The sequence below is a fragment of the Flavobacterium niveum genome (genome assembly GCF_055231775.1).
Genome location: NZ_JBUYSX010000006.1, coordinates 115820 through 133835, shown reverse-complemented (window position 1 = coordinate 133835; position 18016 = coordinate 115820). Strand labels below are relative to the sequence as shown.

General features: G+C 42.4%; 16 protein-coding genes and 1 tRNA gene. 10 read left to right on the top strand and 7 right to left on the bottom strand.

All coding sequences use genetic code 11. The features are described 5' to 3' along the window. Positions 1–209: 209 nt before the first annotated feature. The gene (locus ACZIX4_RS15410; protein ID WP_026980165.1) at positions 210–446 is read right to left on the bottom strand and encodes an acyl carrier protein; all 237 of its coding nucleotides are present in this window, start codon (positions 444–446) and stop codon (positions 210–212) included. A 178-nt stretch (positions 447–624) separates the two neighbouring features. Between ACZIX4_RS15410 and purN the strand changes: the two genes are divergently transcribed. The 3 genes from purN to ACZIX4_RS15395 all read left to right on the top strand — a co-directional run bounded on the left by purN (position 625) and on the right by ACZIX4_RS15395 (position 2412). Beyond that, a complete protein-coding gene (gene purN, locus ACZIX4_RS15405) occupies positions 625–1194 on the top strand; it encodes a phosphoribosylglycinamide formyltransferase (protein WP_463336531.1) in 570 nt (189 codons plus the stop codon). A 103-nt stretch (positions 1195–1297) separates the two neighbouring features. Then, positions 1298–1768, top strand: coding sequence for a ribonuclease HI (gene rnhA, locus ACZIX4_RS15400; RefSeq protein ID WP_463336530.1), 471 nt, complete (start codon positions 1298–1300; stop codon positions 1766–1768). A gap of 203 nt (positions 1769–1971) precedes the next feature. Then, positions 1972–2412: a response regulator gene (locus tag ACZIX4_RS15395; RefSeq protein ID WP_463336529.1), complete on the top strand. Its 441-nt coding sequence runs from the start codon at positions 1972–1974 to the stop codon at positions 2410–2412. A 98-nt stretch (positions 2413–2510) separates the two neighbouring features. On the opposite strand, the gene ACZIX4_RS15390 is transcribed toward ACZIX4_RS15395, so the two are convergent. Continuing rightward, complete coding sequence (locus ACZIX4_RS15390; protein WP_463336528.1) at positions 2511–2645, bottom strand: hypothetical protein; 135 nt, start codon at positions 2643–2645, stop codon at positions 2511–2513. Between the two features lie 263 nt (positions 2646–2908). Next, positions 2909–4093, bottom strand: a complete 1185-nt coding sequence (locus ACZIX4_RS15385) for an MFS transporter (RefSeq protein ID WP_463336527.1) — start codon at positions 4091–4093, stop codon at positions 2909–2911. 96 nt (positions 4094–4189) lie between these two features. On the opposite strand from ACZIX4_RS15385, the gene ACZIX4_RS15380 reads away from it, so the two are divergent. Next, complete coding sequence (locus ACZIX4_RS15380) at positions 4190–5023, top strand: helix-turn-helix domain-containing protein (protein ID WP_463336526.1); 834 nt, start codon at positions 4190–4192, stop codon at positions 5021–5023. 4 nt (positions 5024–5027) lie between these two features. On the opposite strand, the gene ACZIX4_RS15375 is transcribed toward ACZIX4_RS15380, so the two are convergent. After that, the gene (locus ACZIX4_RS15375) at positions 5028–5423 is read right to left on the bottom strand and encodes a helix-turn-helix domain-containing protein (RefSeq protein WP_463336525.1); all 396 of its coding nucleotides are present in this window, start codon (positions 5421–5423) and stop codon (positions 5028–5030) included. Positions 5424–5453: 30 nt separating this feature from the next. Further along, positions 5454–7571, bottom strand: a complete 2118-nt coding sequence (locus tag ACZIX4_RS15370; protein ID WP_463336524.1) for a hypothetical protein — start codon at positions 7569–7571, stop codon at positions 5454–5456. A gap of 136 nt (positions 7572–7707) precedes the next feature. On the opposite strand from ACZIX4_RS15370, the gene ileS reads away from it, so the two are divergent. From ileS to ACZIX4_RS15355, 3 genes are all read left to right on the top strand, one after another. Then, a complete protein-coding gene (ileS, locus tag ACZIX4_RS15365) occupies positions 7708–11172 on the top strand; it encodes an isoleucine--tRNA ligase (protein WP_463336523.1) in 3465 nt (1154 codons plus the stop codon). A 7-nt stretch (positions 11173–11179) separates the two neighbouring features. After that, positions 11180–11563 (top strand): TraR/DksA family transcriptional regulator, encoded by a 384-nt coding sequence (locus ACZIX4_RS15360; protein ID WP_463336522.1) that lies wholly within the window; start codon positions 11180–11182, stop codon positions 11561–11563. Positions 11564–11677: 114 nt separating this feature from the next. Further along, positions 11678–12367: a hypothetical protein gene (locus ACZIX4_RS15355; protein ID WP_463336521.1), complete on the top strand. Its 690-nt coding sequence runs from the start codon at positions 11678–11680 to the stop codon at positions 12365–12367. An 82-nt stretch (positions 12368–12449) separates the two neighbouring features. Here the strand turns inward: ACZIX4_RS15355 and ACZIX4_RS15350 are convergent, their stop codons facing one another. Further along, positions 12450–13124 (bottom strand): MBL fold metallo-hydrolase, encoded by a 675-nt coding sequence (locus ACZIX4_RS15350; RefSeq protein WP_463336520.1) that lies wholly within the window; start codon positions 13122–13124, stop codon positions 12450–12452. A gap of 175 nt (positions 13125–13299) precedes the next feature. Between ACZIX4_RS15350 and ACZIX4_RS15345 the strand changes: the two genes are divergently transcribed. From ACZIX4_RS15345 to ACZIX4_RS15335, 3 genes are all read left to right on the top strand, one after another. Next, positions 13300–16065, top strand: coding sequence for a PD-(D/E)XK nuclease family protein (locus ACZIX4_RS15345; protein WP_463336519.1), 2766 nt, complete (start codon positions 13300–13302; stop codon positions 16063–16065). 43 nt (positions 16066–16108) lie between these two features. Next, the gene (locus ACZIX4_RS15340) at positions 16109–16678 is read left to right on the top strand and encodes a hypothetical protein (protein WP_463336518.1); all 570 of its coding nucleotides are present in this window, start codon (positions 16109–16111) and stop codon (positions 16676–16678) included. A 108-nt stretch (positions 16679–16786) separates the two neighbouring features. Beyond that, positions 16787–16860, top strand: a tRNA-Ile gene (locus tag ACZIX4_RS15335). A gap of 143 nt (positions 16861–17003) precedes the next feature. Here the strand turns inward: ACZIX4_RS15335 and ACZIX4_RS15330 are convergent. Continuing rightward, positions 17004–17933, bottom strand: a complete 930-nt coding sequence (locus ACZIX4_RS15330; protein ID WP_463336517.1) for a BT4734/BF3469 family protein — start codon at positions 17931–17933, stop codon at positions 17004–17006. Positions 17934–18016 lie beyond the last annotated feature (83 nt).

The following is an 18016-nucleotide window of genomic DNA, read 5'->3' as shown; positions in this document are numbered from 1 at the left end:
TTTTGGTTATATTTTATAAAACAATACCCATGTGCCTTTTTGAATCTAAATGATAAATACAAAGAGAACATGGGTATCGGCTATTTATTTTGTTGCCGCAGCAAGCTACAGCTTTTCTTTTTAAAAAGGCGATTATCAGACACCTAATCGCGGGATGCTAATAAACAATAACATCCATGTAAATACATTACATGGATGTTAGATATTTATTACTTCTTTGCTTCTTCTATGTAAGAAATAGCCTGACCAACAGTAGAGATGTTTTCAGCCTGGTCGTCCGGAATCTGGATGTCAAATTCTTTTTCGAACTCCATGATAAGCTCAACTGTGTCCAGCGAGTCGGCTCCAAGGTCGTTAGTGAAGCTTGCTTCTGATACTACCTCGTTCTCGTCAACACCTAGTTTGTCTACGATGATCGCTTTTACTCTTGATGCAATGTCTGACATAATCTTTGAATTTTAGAATTTAAATTGAACGGCAAAAATAAAAAACTTTATTTTAAAACCACGCATTACCTAAAAAATGTGAGTACTAAGGTAAAAAATTAATTTCAGAAAAATGTGAAGACCTTGTTATTTTGCGGCATATTATTCTTTTTTTTGCACTGTGAAAACGGTTATATAAATGAAAAATATCGTGATTTTCGCCTCCGGAGGGGGGAGTAATGCCGAAAAAATAATGCAGTATTTTGCCCAAAGCCCCGTGGCAAGGGTGGTATTGGTGCTGAGTAACAAGCCCGGCGCCGGTGTGCTGCAAAAGGCAGAAAGCCATGCAATACCCACGCTTACCTTTACAAAAGAAGAGCTTGAAAACGGCTGGGTACTGCGCCACCTGCAGGCTTTTAACCCTCATATTATAGTGCTTGCAGGCTTTTTGCAGAAGTTTCCGGCCGATATAATTGAAGCATATCCGCATAAGGTGGTTAATATTCACCCGGCGCTGTTGCCTAAATACGGCGGTAAAGGCATGTACGGCATACACGTACACCGTGCCGTGCTGGAAAACAAAGAAGCCGAAAGCGGCATTACCATACACTATGTAAATAATGATTATGATGAAGGTAATATCATCTTCCAGCAGGCAATAGCTATTGAAGAATGCGCAAGCCCCGAAGAAGTAGCCGCCAAAGTGCTTACCCTGGAGCATGAACATTTTCCGAAGGTGATTGAACAATTGATTAATGGAGATCTTTAGATTTTTAGACTTAGGATGGTTGCTGTCTAAGTAGTCTAAAAATCCAAAAATCTAACAATCCACCCGAATAACCGAATTAACGAATAACCGCATAACCAAAAAAATGCATACCGTACACATATATACTGATGGCGCTGCCAAGGGAAATCCCGGGCCGGGTGGCTATGGGGTAATCCTGGAGCAGGTGGGTACCGGCTACCGCAAGGAGTTTTATGAAGGGTTCCGTCTTACCACCAATAACCGTATGGAGCTGCTGGCTGTTATAGTGGGGCTGGAAAAACTGACCAAGCCCGGTACTACGGTGCTTGTGGTGAGCGACAGTAAGTATGTGGTGGACAGCGTGAGCAAAGGCTGGGTGTTCGGGTGGGAGAAAAAAGGTTATAAGGATAAGAAGAACCCCGACCTGTGGAAACGCTTCCTTAAAATATACCGGCAGCATAAAGTGGACTTCAAATGGATAAAAGGCCACAACAGCCACCCGCAAAACGAGCGCTGCGATGAGCTTGCCGTAATGGCCAGTACCATGCCCGACCTGCATATTGATGCTTTTTATGAGCAGTTGGGCGACGAATAGCGGCTTAAATGTGTGGCTATTATTACATCTGGGTTAATTTTGTAACATTTCGGGTTTAAAATCAGTGTTTTATAAAACTAATGGTGTATCTTTGTGCGTATATAAACCCGATTTACCGAAGGGCTACTTTTATTAGATTAACTTTCCTTACTTAGGCTTTTCTTTTAAAACGATCTTTTAGCAAGTCATAAAAAGAAAAGCGTATGTTATCTCCACTCAAAAACATTTACCTGGCAGACGACGACCGCGACGATGCCGAACTTTTCCAGGAAGCCGTATCTGAAATTTGCTCAGGCTGCAGGCTTACCGTATTTAGCGACGGTCGCGACCTTGTTGATGCCATAAACATGAACAGTACTTTACCGGATATTATATTTATAGACGTAAATATGCCGAGGATGGGTGGGCTTGAAGCACTGCCTGAAATACGGGACAATGTCTTGTTTAAGTTAATCCCGGTAATTATTTATTCTACCAGTTCTAATGTGTCGTATGTTTCTAAGGCACATACCGGTGGGGCAAACTATTATTTTGTAAAACCATCTGATTTTAAATCCCTGCGCAACCAGATAAACCATTTTTTATCGCTTGACTGGAAAAACCACGCCGTACCCGCACTGGATAAGTTCTTGTTGCAGGCCTGATTTCCCTGAAAAAATACAGCTTAAATTTTTAGCTAAAAAATAATAAAGCCCGTAAACACTTCTGTTTACGGGCTTTATATATCGAAATCGTTTTCGGGTTACAGGCTGAAAAGAGCAAGCGCTAATAGGCATGCCCCTACAACCGACCCTATGCTTACAGCAAGCATTTTGGTAAACATACCGTTAGGTAGCTCATCCTCATGCTCATATCTCTGGTCCTGATTTGCTAACATGGTCTCTTGTTTAAAAATTCTACATTAAATTTACCGCCTCATTTAATCATAACATTACAATAAAATATTAATTAAAACTTTACAGTGTGTTAATCTTATAACGGCTAACTTATATATTTATTGCTTATTAAACAAGCATCCGCAAGGGTGAAACTGCAAATTTAACATTAAAATCTGCTTAAAATTTTTGGTTTCGTAATTTTCGTGATAAATATTAAAAAGTACCACTGTAATTGATGAAATTATAACAGCTTTCCTGTTTGTTAATGCATCATTACGGGTTTTTCTGTTGCATTAATTTCAGTTTCAGGAGTTGTTTTTATAAATAGCAGGGTGGCTGCAGCGCCGCATAGTGCCATAACCACGCCTACAAGGTTCGGGCTGGTATAGCTGTAGCCGGCCACGAGTGGTAATCCGCCCAAAAATGCACCCAGTGCATTGCCTATATTAAAGCTGGCTTGTATAGCCGCCGATGCTATCATTTCAGAACCCTTAGCCGTTTGTATTACAAGCATCTGTATAGGGGCTATTAGTGTGAAAGCCATACAGCCGGTAAGGAACACCAGCGCCAGTGATATGTATTGGTTTTCTGAAAGGAAAAATACCCCGGTAAGCACCGCACCCATAATAACCAGCATGGCAAACAACGTTTTTGCAGGGCTGAAACGGTCGGTAAGGCGGGCGCCCAGCAGGTTGCCCACTACCATGCCCAGCCCGGCAAGCATCATTATATAGGGTACATTTTCGGCGTCAAAGCCCGATACATCGGTAAGTAGTGGTGCTATATAACTTATCCAGCAGAAAAGCCCACCAGTGCCTATGGCGGTAATAAACATAATAAGCCATGCTTTAAACTTCCCGAAAAAGTTCATTTGCGTGCGTAGGTCGGCAGTGTTGTCCTGTTTCAGTGCAGGCATAAATACCAGCATGCCCAGAATGGTTATGAGGCCTATAATGGCTATGATTACAAAGGTGTACCTCCAGTTTAGGTTGTGGCCTATCCAGGTGCCCAGCGGCACGCCCAGTACATTGGCTATGGTAAGCCCGCTGAACATTACGGCTACGCTTTGTGCTTCCTTGCCCTTGGTGGCAAGTCGGCTGGCTACCACAGCACCCACACCGAAAAACGCCCCGTGCGGCAACCCCGATAAAAAGCGTGATGCCAGTAGCAAACCGTAGCCCGGTGCTATTATACTCAGTGCGTTAAATACCGTGAGCATAATGGCCAGCAGGGTCAGCATTTTTTTAGGAGGCATGTTGCGCCCGGCTATAACCAGTACCGGTGCGCCCACCACCACGCCCAAAGCGTATGCCGATATAAGATGCCCGGCTTCGGGGATTGTTACGTTAATATCTTTGGCAATGTCCGGGAGGATTCCCATCATTACAAACTCGGTAATACCTATGGTAAGCCCGCCTAAGGCGAGGGGGAGAAGGCTTAATTTCATGGTGCTTAAAATGATTGTGTAAAAGAAGCAACAAAGCTACGCCGGGCATGTTATATTTAGTTGTAAATTTGCAATACTTACTTGTAAATATTAGATATGAAGCTGAACCAGTTTGCATTGCTGATGCTCGATGAGTTTGAGGAGGAAAAATTTCACCTGCCGGTACACAGCCATACCTATTATGAGCTGATTTACATAGTAAAAGGGGAGGGGGTACACCATATAAATGAGAGCAGGCTCGCCTATAAGGCTGGTGACCTCTTTGCCATTTCGCCAGATGACAGCCATTATTTCGATATACACAGCAGCACGCGCTTTGTGTTTATTAAGTTTACCGACAGTTATTTCAGCAGCAAAAAGAACCTGTATACCGATGATATGCTGATGAACACCCCCGAGCAGTTTATGCGCAACCGCCTGCTGAAGGAGCATGTACTGCAACTGGGCGACGACTGCCGTACCATACTGAAAAATACGGTGGAAAATATTACCGCCTATAAAGGCCGTACCGATATTTCCACTTCACCCATTATGTTTTTCCAGATACTGTCGATTTTCGGGTTGCTGAAGGAGGCCACCGAAAAAATGCAGCAGTCTACGCAAAGCACCGGTATAGATAACAACAACGTTATCGCATACATCCACCAGCATATTTATTTCCCCGACAGGGTGCAGGTAAAGGAAATCGCGGCGCATTTTGCCATAGCGCCCACGTATTTCAGTGCGTGGTTTAAGCGGAATTTCGGGCTTACTTATAGAGATTATATAAACAACCTGCGTACCCGCCTTATAGAACAACGTATAGCGGGGCGTAATATGCCCATTAAGCAAATCGCACACGAGTTTGGCTTTACCGACGAAAGCCACTTATCTAACTACTTTAAAAAACGGAAGAATATAAAGCCCAGTGCTTTTGGCAAACAGAAGTAAGGTTTTAAGGCTTTTTACGGTATTGCAGTGGCGTTATACCCGTCATGCTTTTAAAGAATTTGGTGAAGTTTGTAGGTTCGTCGTAAGCAAACTTCTGGCCTATTTCGGCTATAGAAAGCGTGGTGTTTTTTAGCAGCTTTATAGCTTCTGCCAAAATACGTTCCTCCATAACCTCGCAAACCGAAGTGTCTATAGTAAGTTTGAGTGTATTGGTCAAATGCCGTGGGTGGATGAACAGCATAGCGCCAAAATCCTGCGCATGGAACCTGCGGGTAGCCTTGCCACTCATCAGGTCTGCCACATGCCCTTCTACAAGCTTTATAAACCCGGCCGTAATCTCATCTTTTCGCGATAGTATCTTTTCAGGGATTTTCTGGGTTTTGGCTATAAGTGTTTCCATAATGCTAAGTTACGAAGAATTTTAACCAATTTAATAATTACGTCCCCACCTGTTGTAAGAATAGTTATACCGGTGAAATGAAGGTGGCTCGTTGTGTTCTTCCTTTAATAATTTATTGTCTTTTAGGTACGCCATCCACGCCATTACTTTAACATCGCTGTCGCATGCATAAATATTATTAGAGCTACAATATTTATTCGAGAACCCAAGGGTAGTGTTAAACGTAATTTCAAGGAGCTTTATGGCTGCATACACACCTTTATCTTGATTGCCACCACCTCCACCTGCTAAAGCAGTAATTTCATCATATTTCAGGTGGTCGTATATGGCATCATAATTTAAGGTGCCATCGGGATTTTTGTATGTTATACCTGCCTCATCTAAGTAGTAAGCATAGAGTTCATATTCAGAAAGGCTGTTGTATAGATTTAAAAACGTTTTGCTCACATTATAGCCGGTGTCATCCATTAGAAAAAAACCAAAATCTCTATTCAGAAATGAATAAATTTTAGTGTTGTCTTTAAATGTTACCGTACTAAGACGCGTAAGTGCTGTACCTATTTGCTTGTAACTTATTTCCGAAAGCAATGAAATGAGGGTGTCCCTATTCTCTTCAGAGTCTTTATATTCTTTCAGTATTGCGTTTAGCTTGTTCTCAAAATCCTTAACATAGTAGGTTTTGGTTTCCATTTCATGTAAAGGACGCCGTACGTATGGCCTGTTTTGCATTTCAATTGCTAATTTAGTCTGAGAAATAACATCTGGGTCTTTAGATTGTAAGTTTGTAAGGGTTTTTAAGACTTCAGGTGTGGCGCTGTCAAATTTTATAAGATAGCCATAGCAAACACCTACAATGCCCAGCCTGTTAAATAAGGCTGATTTTTTTAAATAAAGAGCCAGTTGCTTTTGGTTGTTTACAATGTTGTTCCATTGTTTGGAATAAAAAACATCCAGTATTCTGCCTGCCGAATACGTTAAATTCCATTCCTCTTGGTGTATAAGGCACCAGTATTCAAAAGCGGTAATATCGTTTAAGGTAAGTTCATTTATCAGCTTATTTTCAAGCAACCAGCGTTCTTTAAAAGGCAATTTGCTTTTCAGTTTTTCTATTGCCTTTTTTAAACCGGGACTGCCTTTATAGTCAATGTGTTGTTTACGGCAATACTCTGTAAGATATGCCAGTTGTTGTGCAAACCTATCAGGGAACGTAGGTAAGCTGTGATTTAACTCAAATGAAATTTTATCCATTTCATACGCTATCTCCTTAACGCTTTCGGGCGGACATTCGGTTAGTTTCATAAACGCATGCATAGCCTGTATATCGTCTTCCACTTTCATGTTCTCTATTAGTATTTCGAGTCCCGGCGGAGCGGTCTTAAGATGTTTGTTAATAAACAATTGCTGTTTATCATCCCACTTAAAGTCTTTATAATGTTGTGTGTAGAAAATAAGCAAATTAAGTGAGGGTACATCACTGTATTCATTGTCTATGCTCCAGACAATGTTTCCACGCTCATTTTCTACCCCTACCATTATACCGGTAAGCAGTTCCAGCACGTCAGTAAAATTAGCTTTATTAAAATTGTACCGGTCGTACCTGTCGCGTTGCCGGTAAAGTTCAGAAGCTATTGTTAAGAGTGCTTTAGGATTGTGTGCAGTTATAAGTGAATCTACCTGGTTAAACTTTACCCAGTCTAACTTCATTAATTGTTGCTTCTTGTCTGCTAAAATTGCTAAATGTTCATTGGAAAGTTGACGTATTTCTGTGCGTATTGTGCGTTTTTCTAATGGAGTAAGCACAAAGGTGTTGGCTCTTTCATCAAAAAATATTTTAGAATCGTTCTTTTGCAGGAAGTCTTTAAACCGTACTGCTGTAGCGGTAGAGTCTTGCGCAAATTCATTAGGCAGGAAGCTGGTGTTTTCTTCAATAATCCTGCGTGCTATGTAACGTATTTCGGGGTGCAGAATATGGTATCCCAATGTTTCTAAAATGGTATCTTTTACATCAAGGTAAGGAGCTATTTTGTATAAGGATTCCTTATTGCCTTCCATGAGGTTAAATTCATGTTGGTAAACAACATGGTTGCGTTGCGCGGTTACCATCTGGCTTAGCATAATAAATAAAGCAAGCAGGAGTGTTTTCTTCATAATTGCAGCGGTTGGATGTACTGTAAAAATAAATATTTTAATGATAACGTTACCTTGGCCACATTATGATTGATATATCCGTGTTGCATAAAAAAAATCATTACATTCGCAAATTGATTTTTTGAACGCAGTTATAATGAGTAAGAAGTTTACTGAATATAAGGGCCTTGACCTGGCAAATGTGGCCGGCGAGGTGCTTGATTTCTGGAAAAAGGAGAACATATTTGAAAAGAGTGTAACCACGCGCGAAGGCAAGCCGCAATACGTGTTTTTTGAAGGCCCGCCAAGTGCAAACGGCCTTCCGGGTATTCACCACGTTATGGCACGTGCCATTAAGGACATTTTTTGCCGTTACCAAACCCAAAAAGGTTACCAGGTAAAACGTAAGGCAGGCTGGGATACACACGGCCTACCTGTAGAGCTGGGCACCGAAAAAGAACTGGGCATTACCAAAGAAGATATAGGTAAAAGCATTACCGTAGAAGAATATAACGAAGCCTGTAAGCGCACCGTGATGCGCTATACCGACGTATGGAACGACCTTACCGAAAAAATGGGCTATTGGGTAGATATGGAAGACCCATACATTACCTACAAGCCAAAATACATGGAATCGGTATGGTGGCTGCTGAAACAGATATACGACAAAGGTCTTTTATACAAAGGCTATACCATACAGCCGTATTCGCCTAAGGCGGGTACCGGCCTTAGTTCGCACGAGGTGAACCAGCCGGGTGCGTACCGCGATGTGACTGACACTACTATTGTAGCGCAGTTCCGCCCCCTAACCCCCAAAGGGGGAACAGAGGAGAACTCCCTGAATAAAGCATTCGGGCTTTCTGAAGAAAGGACGGGTGACGATTTTATACTTGCATGGACTACTACACCGTGGACGCTTCCGTCAAATACAGCTTTAACGGTTGGCCCTAATATCGACTATGTATTGGTAAAAACATTTAACCAGTACACCTTCCAGCCGATAAACGTGGTTTTGGCAAAGAACCTTGTGGGTAAGCAGTTTGGCGGTAAATATTTTGAAAGCACTGACGATGCCGACTTTGACAACGTAAAAGAAGGCGACAAAAAGTTCCCATATAAAGTTTTGGCGGAAGCCAAAGGCAAGGATCTTGTAGGCATCCGTTATGAGCAGTTACTGCCGTTTGTACTGCCGTACCAAAACCCTGAAAACGCATTCCGTGTAATATCGGGCGACTTCGTTACTACCGAAGACGGTACCGGTATCGTACACACTGCGCCTACTTTTGGTGCTGATGACGCCAAGGTTGCCAAGGAAGCCAAACCCGAAGTACCGCCAATGCTGGTGCTGGATGCGCATGGCAACCCTGTGCCACTGGTAGACCTTCAGGGTAAATTTACCGGCCACTTGGGTAGCCTGGATAATCCTGCCGGTAAGGCGCTGGAGCTTGCAGGCAAATACGTGAAAAACGAATATTACGATAAAGGCGAGGCTCCCGAAAAGAGCGCCGACGTAGAAATATCTATCTATCTTAAAGAGAACAACAAAGCCTTTAAGGTGGAGAAATACGTACACAGCTATCCGCACTCGTGGAGGACGGATGAGCCGCTGCTGTACTACCCGCTGGACAGCTGGTTCATAAAAATGACCGACGTTAAAGAGCGTATGTTCGAGCTGAACGAAACCATAAACTGGAAGCCTAAGGCTACCGGTGAAGGACGTTTCGGTAACTGGCTGAAAAACGCCAATGACTGGAACCTTTCACGTTCGCGCTACTGGGGTATACCGCTACCGATATGGAGGACTGAGGACAAAACCGAAGAACTTATTATAGGTTCGGCAGAGGAGTTGTACAACGGTATAGAAAAAGCCATCGCAGCAGGCCTTATGAGCGAGAATCCGTTTAAAGGATTTGAGCCGGGTAACATGAGTGAGGCGAATTACGATCTTATCGACCTGCATAAAAACGTGGTGGATGCCATAACACTGGTTTCGCCAAGCGGCAAGCCTATGAAACGCGAAAGCGACCTTATAGACGTGTGGTTTGATAGTGGTGCCATGCCGTATGCGCAGTGGCACTATCCGTTTGAAAATAAAGAATACATAGACAACCACGAGTCGTTCCCGGCAGATTTCATTGCCGAGGGTGTAGACCAAACGCGCGGCTGGTTCTATACGCTACATGCTATAGGCACGCTGGTGTTTGACAACGTTGCCTACAAGAATGTAGTGTCTAACGGCCTTGTGCTGGACAAAAACGGCCAGAAGATGAGTAAGCGCCTTGGTAATGCGGTAGACCCGTTCACCACGCTTGCCGAATACGGCCCGGATGCTACGCGCTGGTACATGATAAGCAATGCCAACCCGTGGGATAATCTGAAGTTTGACATAGAGGGCGTGGCCGAAGTGCGCCGTAAATTGTTTGGTACACTATATAATACGTATTCTTTCTTCGCGCTATATGCGAATATCGACAACTTTACATACGCTGAGCCTGAAGTTCCATTGGAAGAAAGGCCGGAAATAGACCGTTGGATACTATCGGAACTGAATACACTTATAAAGGATGTAGACAGCTTCTACGCTGATTACGAGCCTACACGTGCCGCCCGTGCCATAAGCGACTTCGTTCAGGAAAACCTGAGCAACTGGTACGTGCGCCTGTGCCGCCGCCGTTTCTGGAAAGGCGAGTACGCGCAGGATAAAATAGCGGCTTACCAAACGCTGTATACCTGTATGGTTACCGTGGCTAAGCTGGGTGCACCTATAGCGCCGTTCTTTATGGACAGATTATACAAAGATTTAACACAGTCTTCACAGAAAGAAGCAGCCGAGAGCGTACATTTGGCCGATTTTCCGCAGTATGCTGATAACTTTGTTGATAAATCGTTAGAAAGCCGTATGCAGAAAGCGCAGACTATATCTTCGCTTGTCCTTTCGCTAAGGAAGAAGGAAATGATAAAAGTGCGCCAACCGCTGCAAAGGGTAATGATTCCGGTACTTGACGCAAATCAGAAGGCGGAAATCGAGGCTGTGGAAGAGCTGATAAGGGCCGAGGTAAACGTTAAGGAAATACAGCTCCTGGACGATGCCAGCGGTGTACTTGTTAAGCAGGTTAAGCCTAATTTTAAGGCGCTTGGGCCTAAAGTTGGTAAGGATATGAATCTGGTTTCCAAAGAGATACAGGGTTTCTCTCAGGAGCAGATAGCAGAGATTGAAACGAAAGGCAGCATAGATATTGCAGTTTCAGGAAAAAGTATTACTTTAACCCCTGAAGATGTGGAGATTTCGAGCCAGGACATACCGGGCTGGCTGGTGGCTAATGCAGGGGGCATTACTGTAGCCCTGGACATAACCATAACCGATGAATTACGACACGAAGGTATAGCCCGCGAACTGGTAAACAGGATACAAAACCTGCGTAAAGACAGCGGATTTGAAGTGACCGACCGTATCACCGTAACCCTTAAGAACAATAATACACTTGAGGAATCCGTTAAGGCAAATGAAGCGTATATAAAAAGTGAAACACTTACTGATGAGTTGATTTTCAGCGAAGTGGTGCCAAATGGCACAGAAATTGAATTTGATGATATAACAACCCTAATATTAATTTCAAAATAGATTGAAAATGGTAGATGAGCAGCAAATTAGATACTCGGATGCAGATCTTTCCGAGTTCAAGGAATTAATTACCAAAAAGATAGAAAAAGCCAAGGCTGATTTGGAGCTCATTCGTAGTGCATACCTTAACGACCTTAACAACGGTACTGACGATACGTCGCCTACCTTTAAGGCTTTTGAGGAAGGAAGTGAAACCATGAGTAAGGAAGCTAACTCGCAGCTGGCCATCCGTCAGGAAAAGTTCATCCGCGACCTGAAAAATGCGCTGATAAGGATTGAAAATAAAACCTACGGCATTTGTAAAGTTACCGGTAAGCTTATCAGCAAAGAACGTCTTAAACTGGTTCCGCACGCTACAATGAGTATTGAAGCTAAGAACATGCAACGATAATTTCACCTTTACAACGGTATAAAACCCCGGAAAGTTAGATGCTTTCCGGGGTTATTTTTTTACGGTGGCATAAAATAGGTATATTAGTGGCATCAAATCCTTACACCAATTATTATGAAATTATCCCTGTTCGCAGTTTTCTCATTGCTGTTTTCGGCAGTAGCCTTTGCCCAACCATACAAAGCCAGTATAACCTATAAAAATGGCCAGGTTAAAGAAGGTTTTATATCAGACGAACCGGCCTACAATGAAAATAAAATAAAACTGAAAGGCGAAGACGGAAAAACCATTAAGGTTAAAACCGAAGAGCTATCGCAGCTTACTTATACCAATAATGGAGGCGTAACTAAAAAGTTTGTAACCGTACCTGCTACAGATGTAGGCTTTTACATGAAAGGCCAGCCTTTTTATTCGCCAAGGGCTAAAGGCATTTATTGGCTAAAAGTAGAAAAGGAAGGGGAGAAACTATGGCTTATAACGTTTAGTTTTAACTACTCAGAATTATTATTTATGCTCGGTGAAAAAAATTCCGATATGGCCGCACGCAATATTTACTTCCTGCAAAACCCTAAAGTAGGTGGGGCAGAATATATTTATGATACCCCTATAAACGATAGCGATAAAATAGACAACGTTTCTCTATTTAAGGAAAAAGCCCTGGAGTTGTATGATGACGACTGGAAAGCATTTGTGGAATCGCTTGACGAGAAAAGCCTTAAAGGGAAATCGTTAAAAGAAGTGGTAAAGCTTTACGATGCTTATGTGCCTGAAGACAAAGAAGCACTAAAACTGAAACGCCTTTAATAATTGCCATGTAACTGCTGTTTAGTGGCCTCAAAATGATTTATACTCCCGGCGGATTTAAACTGAATTCCGGGGATTAAGTTTAATAAGGTATTGTTATTATTTCGCCCTGGTTTTTCAGTATTAAAAGATAGTCCGGTATTTCCCCGTCAACTTTTTGTTCTGGGTACAAGTGATAGATGCCAATTTTTTTCGCATCGATATGAACCTTGGCATTTAATGCACCCATATACATCCAGGGGTTTACAAATGCCCAGTCAATATCTTTTATTTGGCTTACATCTTCCAGGTCGCCGGTGTCGCCGGAAAGGTATATCTTCTTGTTGTGCCAGGTTATGAGGTAAGAATAGTGTTTAAACGGTATGCCAAAAACCACATGCTTCGTACGGAATGCTTTGATGTTAAAATCAGGGATAGATTCTCCCAGTTTTTCCAGTTCTGGGATGCTCCACGGGTCAAATTTTTGCCCTTCCAGTTTTTTTAAAAGTTTGTTTGAATAATGGTCGGCATGGCGGTGTGTAAAAATAAAAACAGCATTGTCTTTTATACTGTCAATTTCAGCCTCGTCATATTCCATATACTTGTGCGCCCCTGATTTGTAGGGGAAATCAACATACAGGTTTGAACTCCCGTCGGTAAGGTATAATCCGCAATTGCCGATAAATTTGATTTTAATTTGGCCCGACTGGCTGAAGCCAAAATTAGATATAAGGGTTAACAAGATTGTGAGTAGAGCTGTTTTGTAGAATTTTGTCATAAGCTTTAGCTTTAAATGGTGTTGCTGTTGGGTTTTATTGCCTTGTTTTTTTTTGGTTCGAGATAAAGATATATAAAAAATTAACATTTTAAGTTTAGATTTAATAAATCTCTAATGCTGTTTTGCCGGGTTGGGTTCTTGGTGCAGTTAATGTTATTTTATGTAGCTTTGTTATATGTCTTACCCAACCTTTCTTGATAAACTAAGCGAACGCATCATAGCCGATTACGGTACGCAGTTGCCGGGCATTTCCATTGTATTGCCCAATAAAAGGGCGCGTGTGTTCCTGTTAGAATCGCTTAAAAAGCACATCAGCGGTGCTACTTTTGCCCCGACTATAACCAGTATTGAAGATTTTGTACAGGAAATGGCGGGTGTACGCAGCGCCGACCCTATAGAACTCCTTTTTGAGTTCTACAATGTATACCTGTGCCTTACCCCGGCCGACAGGCAGCAGCCTTTTGAAAATTTTGCCAACTGGGCAAAAACACTGCTACAGGATTTTAACGAAATAGACCGCTACCTGCTGGAACCGCACAAAGTACTGAAATACCTGGAAAACATACAGGAAATAGAGCACTGGGCGGTAGATGTGGATAAGCGCACCACGATGATAAGCAATTATCTCGAATTTTATAAGCAGCTTCCCCTGTATTACGATACGTTCTATACGCATTTGCTTGAAAAAGGTTTCGGGTACCAAGGGCTTATTTACCGCGAGGCGGTGGCCAACCTGTCGCACTTCAGCAACAACTATAAAGGCACAAAGCTCATCTTTGCAGGCTTTAACGCACTGAATGCCGCCGAGGAAAAAATCATACAGCATCTTTTACTGGAAGGTCAGGCTAAAATTTACTGGGATATAGACTATGTTTTCCTGAACGACGCGTACCACGATGCAGGTTTGTTTATCCGCCGCTTTAAAAAGGACTGGAAACAGTATGCGGGTAACGAATTTGAGTGGGTTGTAAATGAATTTGACCAAAAGAAGGACATCCAGATCATCGGCACGCCAAAAACCGTGGGCCAGGCAAAGATTGCCGGAAAAATAATTGAAGACCTGAAAGAGCAGGGCTACAGCCTTGACAAAACCGCTTTGGTACTGGGCGAAGAAAACCTGTTGATTCCCATGCTGTACAGCCTGCCCGAAAATGTAGGCAGCCTGAACATCACCATGGGTTACAACAGTCGCAACAACCCCGCACAGATACTGCTGCAAAAACTGTTTAAGCTGCATACCAATGCCATAAACCGCAGCGAAAAAAGTTATACGCTTTACTACCGCGAAGTGCTTGATGTGCTTACGCATCCGTTGGTAGAACCTTATGTCCGTGCCGGTAAGCTGGTGGATACCATAAACCGTAATAATATTACCTTCTTCTCCCTGCAAAAGTTATTTGATATACAGGGCGAGGCATCCGATTTTTTCAGGCTGTTGTTTGAGCGTTGGAATCCGGAAGATGTAAAGGGTGTACTGGCACGCCTGTCTGAAATCCTTTTGGTACTGAAAAATTACCTTGGTAATGACGAGGAGGAAGACAAGATAACCAAGGCGTTTGTATATTCCATTTTTAAAGTGATGAACCGCCTTACCAACTATGCCGAAACGCACAGCCACATCGGCAGCCTGCAGGTATTGCATGCCATTTACAAGCAGGTAATTGATTTGGCCGAAGTGTCATTTGAAGGCGAACCGCTGAGCGGCCTGCAAATTATGGGGGTGCTGGAAAGCCGTGTGCTGGATTTTGAAAACGTAATCATCACCAGCATGAACGAGGGAAAATTCCCCGCCGGGAAATCGACCAATTCGTTCATCCCGTATGATGTGAAGCGTGAGCTTGGCCTGCCCACCTACAAGGAAAAGGATGCTATTTACACCTATCACTTTTATCATTTACTGCTTCGCGCAAAGAATATTTACCTGCTTTACAACACCGAAAGTGAGGGCCTTGATGCCGGTGAGCGCAGCCGGTTCCTTACCCAGCTTGAGATAGAGAAACGCCCGTCGCACAACCTTACAAGGGTTATATACAACGCCGAATTGCCTCAAAAGGCCTACGAACCCATGGAGGTAGCCAAAACCCCGCTTGTAATGGAACGCCTTCGCGAAATTGCTACCGTAAAAGGTTTTTCCCCATCGGCACTTACGGGTTATTTGCGCAACCCTATGCAGTTTTATTACCAGCGCATCCTCCGCATCAGCGAAACGGACGAGGTGGAAGAGAATATTGCATTGAACACTTTGGGCACCATCATCCACGGTGCTTTGGAAGAATTGTACAAGCCGACTTTAGGACGTTTCCTTACGGTAGCAGATATTGAACAGATGGAAAAACAGGCCAACCGGGCCGTAACCGAACAATTTACTGCTGTTTATAAGGAAGGCGAAATTAAAAAGGGGCGCAACCTGCTGGCTTTTGAAGTCGCCAAACGCAACGTAAACAACTTCCTGAAGCAAGAAAAACAGGCACTTACCGATGGAGAGGCCATAAAGTTATTGGCTTTAGAGACAAAATTTGAGCGTTGGCTACAGCACGAGCTTTTGCCTTACCCGGTTCTTATTTCCGGAAACATAGATCGCGTGGAAGTGCGAAACGGCAAACTCCGCATTACCGATTACAAGACTGGTAAAGTGGAAAAGGCTAACGTAACCCTTAAAGACTGGGACGGGCTTACGCAGGATTATAAAAACGATAAGATTATCCAGCTGCTGTGCTACGCCTTTATGTACGAACCGCAAGCGGCCGGGCTGGAAATGGAAGCGGGGATTATTTCGTTTAAAAATATGCGCAGCGGCTTTATGGGCTTTAACTACAAAGCTCCTGAGGCAGAATACCGCATTATAAGCCCGAAGCTTTTAGAAAGCTTTAAAACGCAGTTGGCCGGCCTTATCGCTCAGGTTTTAGATATGGAAGTAAGCTTTAAGGAAGAAATTGTGTAAGCGAGGCAAAGTTTAATATATTTACAGGACTATTCTAACCAATATGAAACAAACACTCTTTATTGCCTTGCTGCTGCTTGGCGGATTTGCGAAAGCGCAAAGTATTTTAGTAAACGAAACCGATAAGGAAACCGGTGCACGCCTCATCCTTACCAAAGGGTTTGCCGGTAATGAAGTAACCATAGACGATAGCGTAGTGCGCAGGGGTACGGTGTTTTTCTCGGCAGGCTACCAGGAAGTGAAAACAAACGGGGCTGTAACACCGCTTTATTTTATAGAGCTGAATATAGTGCATAACGACCTGCGTATAGGTTGCCTGAAACAGGAAACAAGCAAAATACTACTGGAACTGGAAGACGGCACCATAATAGAATGCATGCAGATAAGCCCTACCGAATGTGACCCTGTAGGCTTTACAGGTGATTTTGCGTTGGTTCCGAGAGGTGGCAAATTGGCCGAAATGAAAGACAACCTAAGGAAATTACAGTCGACTGCAATTAAAAAAATCACAGTATTCACATCTGAAAGGGAGGTGGATTTTACGATTAAAGATAAATGTAAGCCGGTATTGGAAAAACATTTTACACTTTTAGAGCAAACTTTAGCAAAATGACGCATTGATATACTGTTAGTTATAAAAACCTGAAAAAATAATGGCAGAAAACCTAATATTTTATTTGGTTTGTATTAGAAATAGCAGTAATATTGCACCCACAAAAGCGGTCCTATAGCTCAGTTGGTTAGAGCACCTGACTCATAATCAGGTGGTCCCTGGTTCGAGCCCAGGTGGGACCACTGCTTGAAAATCAAGCGCTTACAAAGAAATTTGTAGGCGCTATTTTTTTGCCCGTTGCACACAATTTGCACACAACTTCTCAAAAAGCATAAAAAAAGGGTCAAAGTGATTATCACTTTGACCCTTTGACGTTAATTAAAGTTTACAGCCCGTGCTGCTTAGCATAGTAAAAAAATGTGCCTATTTTATATGATGAAGAAAGTGCACTGAAATCGTTATACTTTATATCACAAAAAGAAGGATTATATTCAGGGTGGAATTTTGACACTTGGTGAAACATACTTCGCCCCTCTTCTCCAAACTCACTGGCTAATGATGCTGCAATCTCCATCCAAGCTTTATGACTGTCTGTAATATCTTTTTTTGCCTTACATATTTTCGATATTACATTAATGACTTTGTCTTTTGTCACTTTATTTTGTGACTTGTCCTTATTTACAACTTCAAAGGTCTTTTCAGTTTTATCCTTGATTTTAGATTTATCCTTAATTTTAGGCTTATCCTTGAAATCAAGAGTCTGATTAAATACAATTGCATTATCATTGAAATAAGCATTCGGATCATAAGAATATCCTCTCAATCTTGACACATCACTACAGGCCTTATCAATTACAATCCCATAAAATTTAAAACATTCCTGTAGGGCTTTAAAATGATCTTTATGATTCTCTGGTGTAGATAAAGGAATTAGACAAAAGACTCCCTTACCGCTAACTGACAGTGCTGCATAAGCAATGTTTTCAATCTTTGATATCTCATCCCGCACATAAGCGAAATCGGTTAGGTGGGGATTATCCCCTGCATCAATATCAATACAGATAAAGCCACTATGCTCTACCAAGCCGGCAACTTTTCTCTCCGAAAAAACACCACTAAGTGTAGCTCCAGGTAATTTAGCCTTAAGTTTATTTCTCTCCTCTTTACTTTCAATCTGCCTGATTTGCCTAACAATATCTTTGTACTTATCATTTTTTAAGTAGTTCAGCAGATTCACAGTTGTAGGGCTTTTAGAAAAATAGTTTTCAAAATAACTTATCTGGGTTTCGCTCATTGATTTCGATGTCGTATTCATAATTTTAACATTTTTTTTATAAATATTCACTTGTTTAACATTCTAAAGTTTTTTTTTGTCCCAAAAAAAGGCTAACTTCGTCT

What these genes read in the sequence shown, in the direction of transcription:
- ACZIX4_RS15385 (WP_463336527.1), bottom strand. Translation starts at nt 4,093, where the DNA reads ATGAAATTAAGCCTTCTCCCCCTCGCCTTAGGCGGGCTTACCATAGGT.
- ACZIX4_RS15410 (WP_026980165.1), bottom strand. Translation starts at nt 446, where the DNA reads ATGTCAGACATTGCATCAAGAGTAAAAGCGATCATCGTAGACAAACTA.
- ACZIX4_RS15375 (WP_463336525.1), bottom strand. Translation starts at nt 5,423, where the DNA reads ATGGAAACACTTATAGCCAAAACCCAGAAAATCCCTGAAAAGATACTA.
- ACZIX4_RS15330 (WP_463336517.1), bottom strand. Translation starts at nt 17,933, where the DNA reads ATGAATACGACATCGAAATCAATGAGCGAAACCCAGATAAGTTATTTT.
- purN (WP_463336531.1), top strand. Translation starts at nt 625, where the DNA reads ATGAAAAATATCGTGATTTTCGCCTCCGGAGGGGGGAGTAATGCCGAA.
- ACZIX4_RS15350 (WP_463336520.1), bottom strand. Translation starts at nt 13,124, where the DNA reads ATGACAAAATTCTACAAAACAGCTCTACTCACAATCTTGTTAACCCTT.
- ACZIX4_RS15345 (WP_463336519.1), top strand. Translation starts at nt 13,300, where the DNA reads ATGTCTTACCCAACCTTTCTTGATAAACTAAGCGAACGCATCATAGCC.
- ACZIX4_RS15390 (WP_463336528.1), bottom strand. Translation starts at nt 2,645, where the DNA reads ATGTTAGCAAATCAGGACCAGAGATATGAGCATGAGGATGAGCTACCT.
- ileS (WP_463336523.1), top strand. Translation starts at nt 7,708, where the DNA reads ATGAGTAAGAAGTTTACTGAATATAAGGGCCTTGACCTGGCAAATGTG.
- rnhA (WP_463336530.1), top strand. Translation starts at nt 1,298, where the DNA reads ATGCATACCGTACACATATATACTGATGGCGCTGCCAAGGGAAATCCC.
- ACZIX4_RS15395 (WP_463336529.1), top strand. Translation starts at nt 1,972, where the DNA reads ATGTTATCTCCACTCAAAAACATTTACCTGGCAGACGACGACCGCGAC.
- ACZIX4_RS15380 (WP_463336526.1), top strand. Translation starts at nt 4,190, where the DNA reads ATGAAGCTGAACCAGTTTGCATTGCTGATGCTCGATGAGTTTGAGGAG.
- ACZIX4_RS15370 (WP_463336524.1), bottom strand. Translation starts at nt 7,571, where the DNA reads ATGAAGAAAACACTCCTGCTTGCTTTATTTATTATGCTAAGCCAGATG.
- ACZIX4_RS15340 (WP_463336518.1), top strand. Translation starts at nt 16,109, where the DNA reads ATGAAACAAACACTCTTTATTGCCTTGCTGCTGCTTGGCGGATTTGCG.
- ACZIX4_RS15360 (WP_463336522.1), top strand. Translation starts at nt 11,180, where the DNA reads ATGGTAGATGAGCAGCAAATTAGATACTCGGATGCAGATCTTTCCGAG.
- ACZIX4_RS15355 (WP_463336521.1), top strand. Translation starts at nt 11,678, where the DNA reads ATGAAATTATCCCTGTTCGCAGTTTTCTCATTGCTGTTTTCGGCAGTA.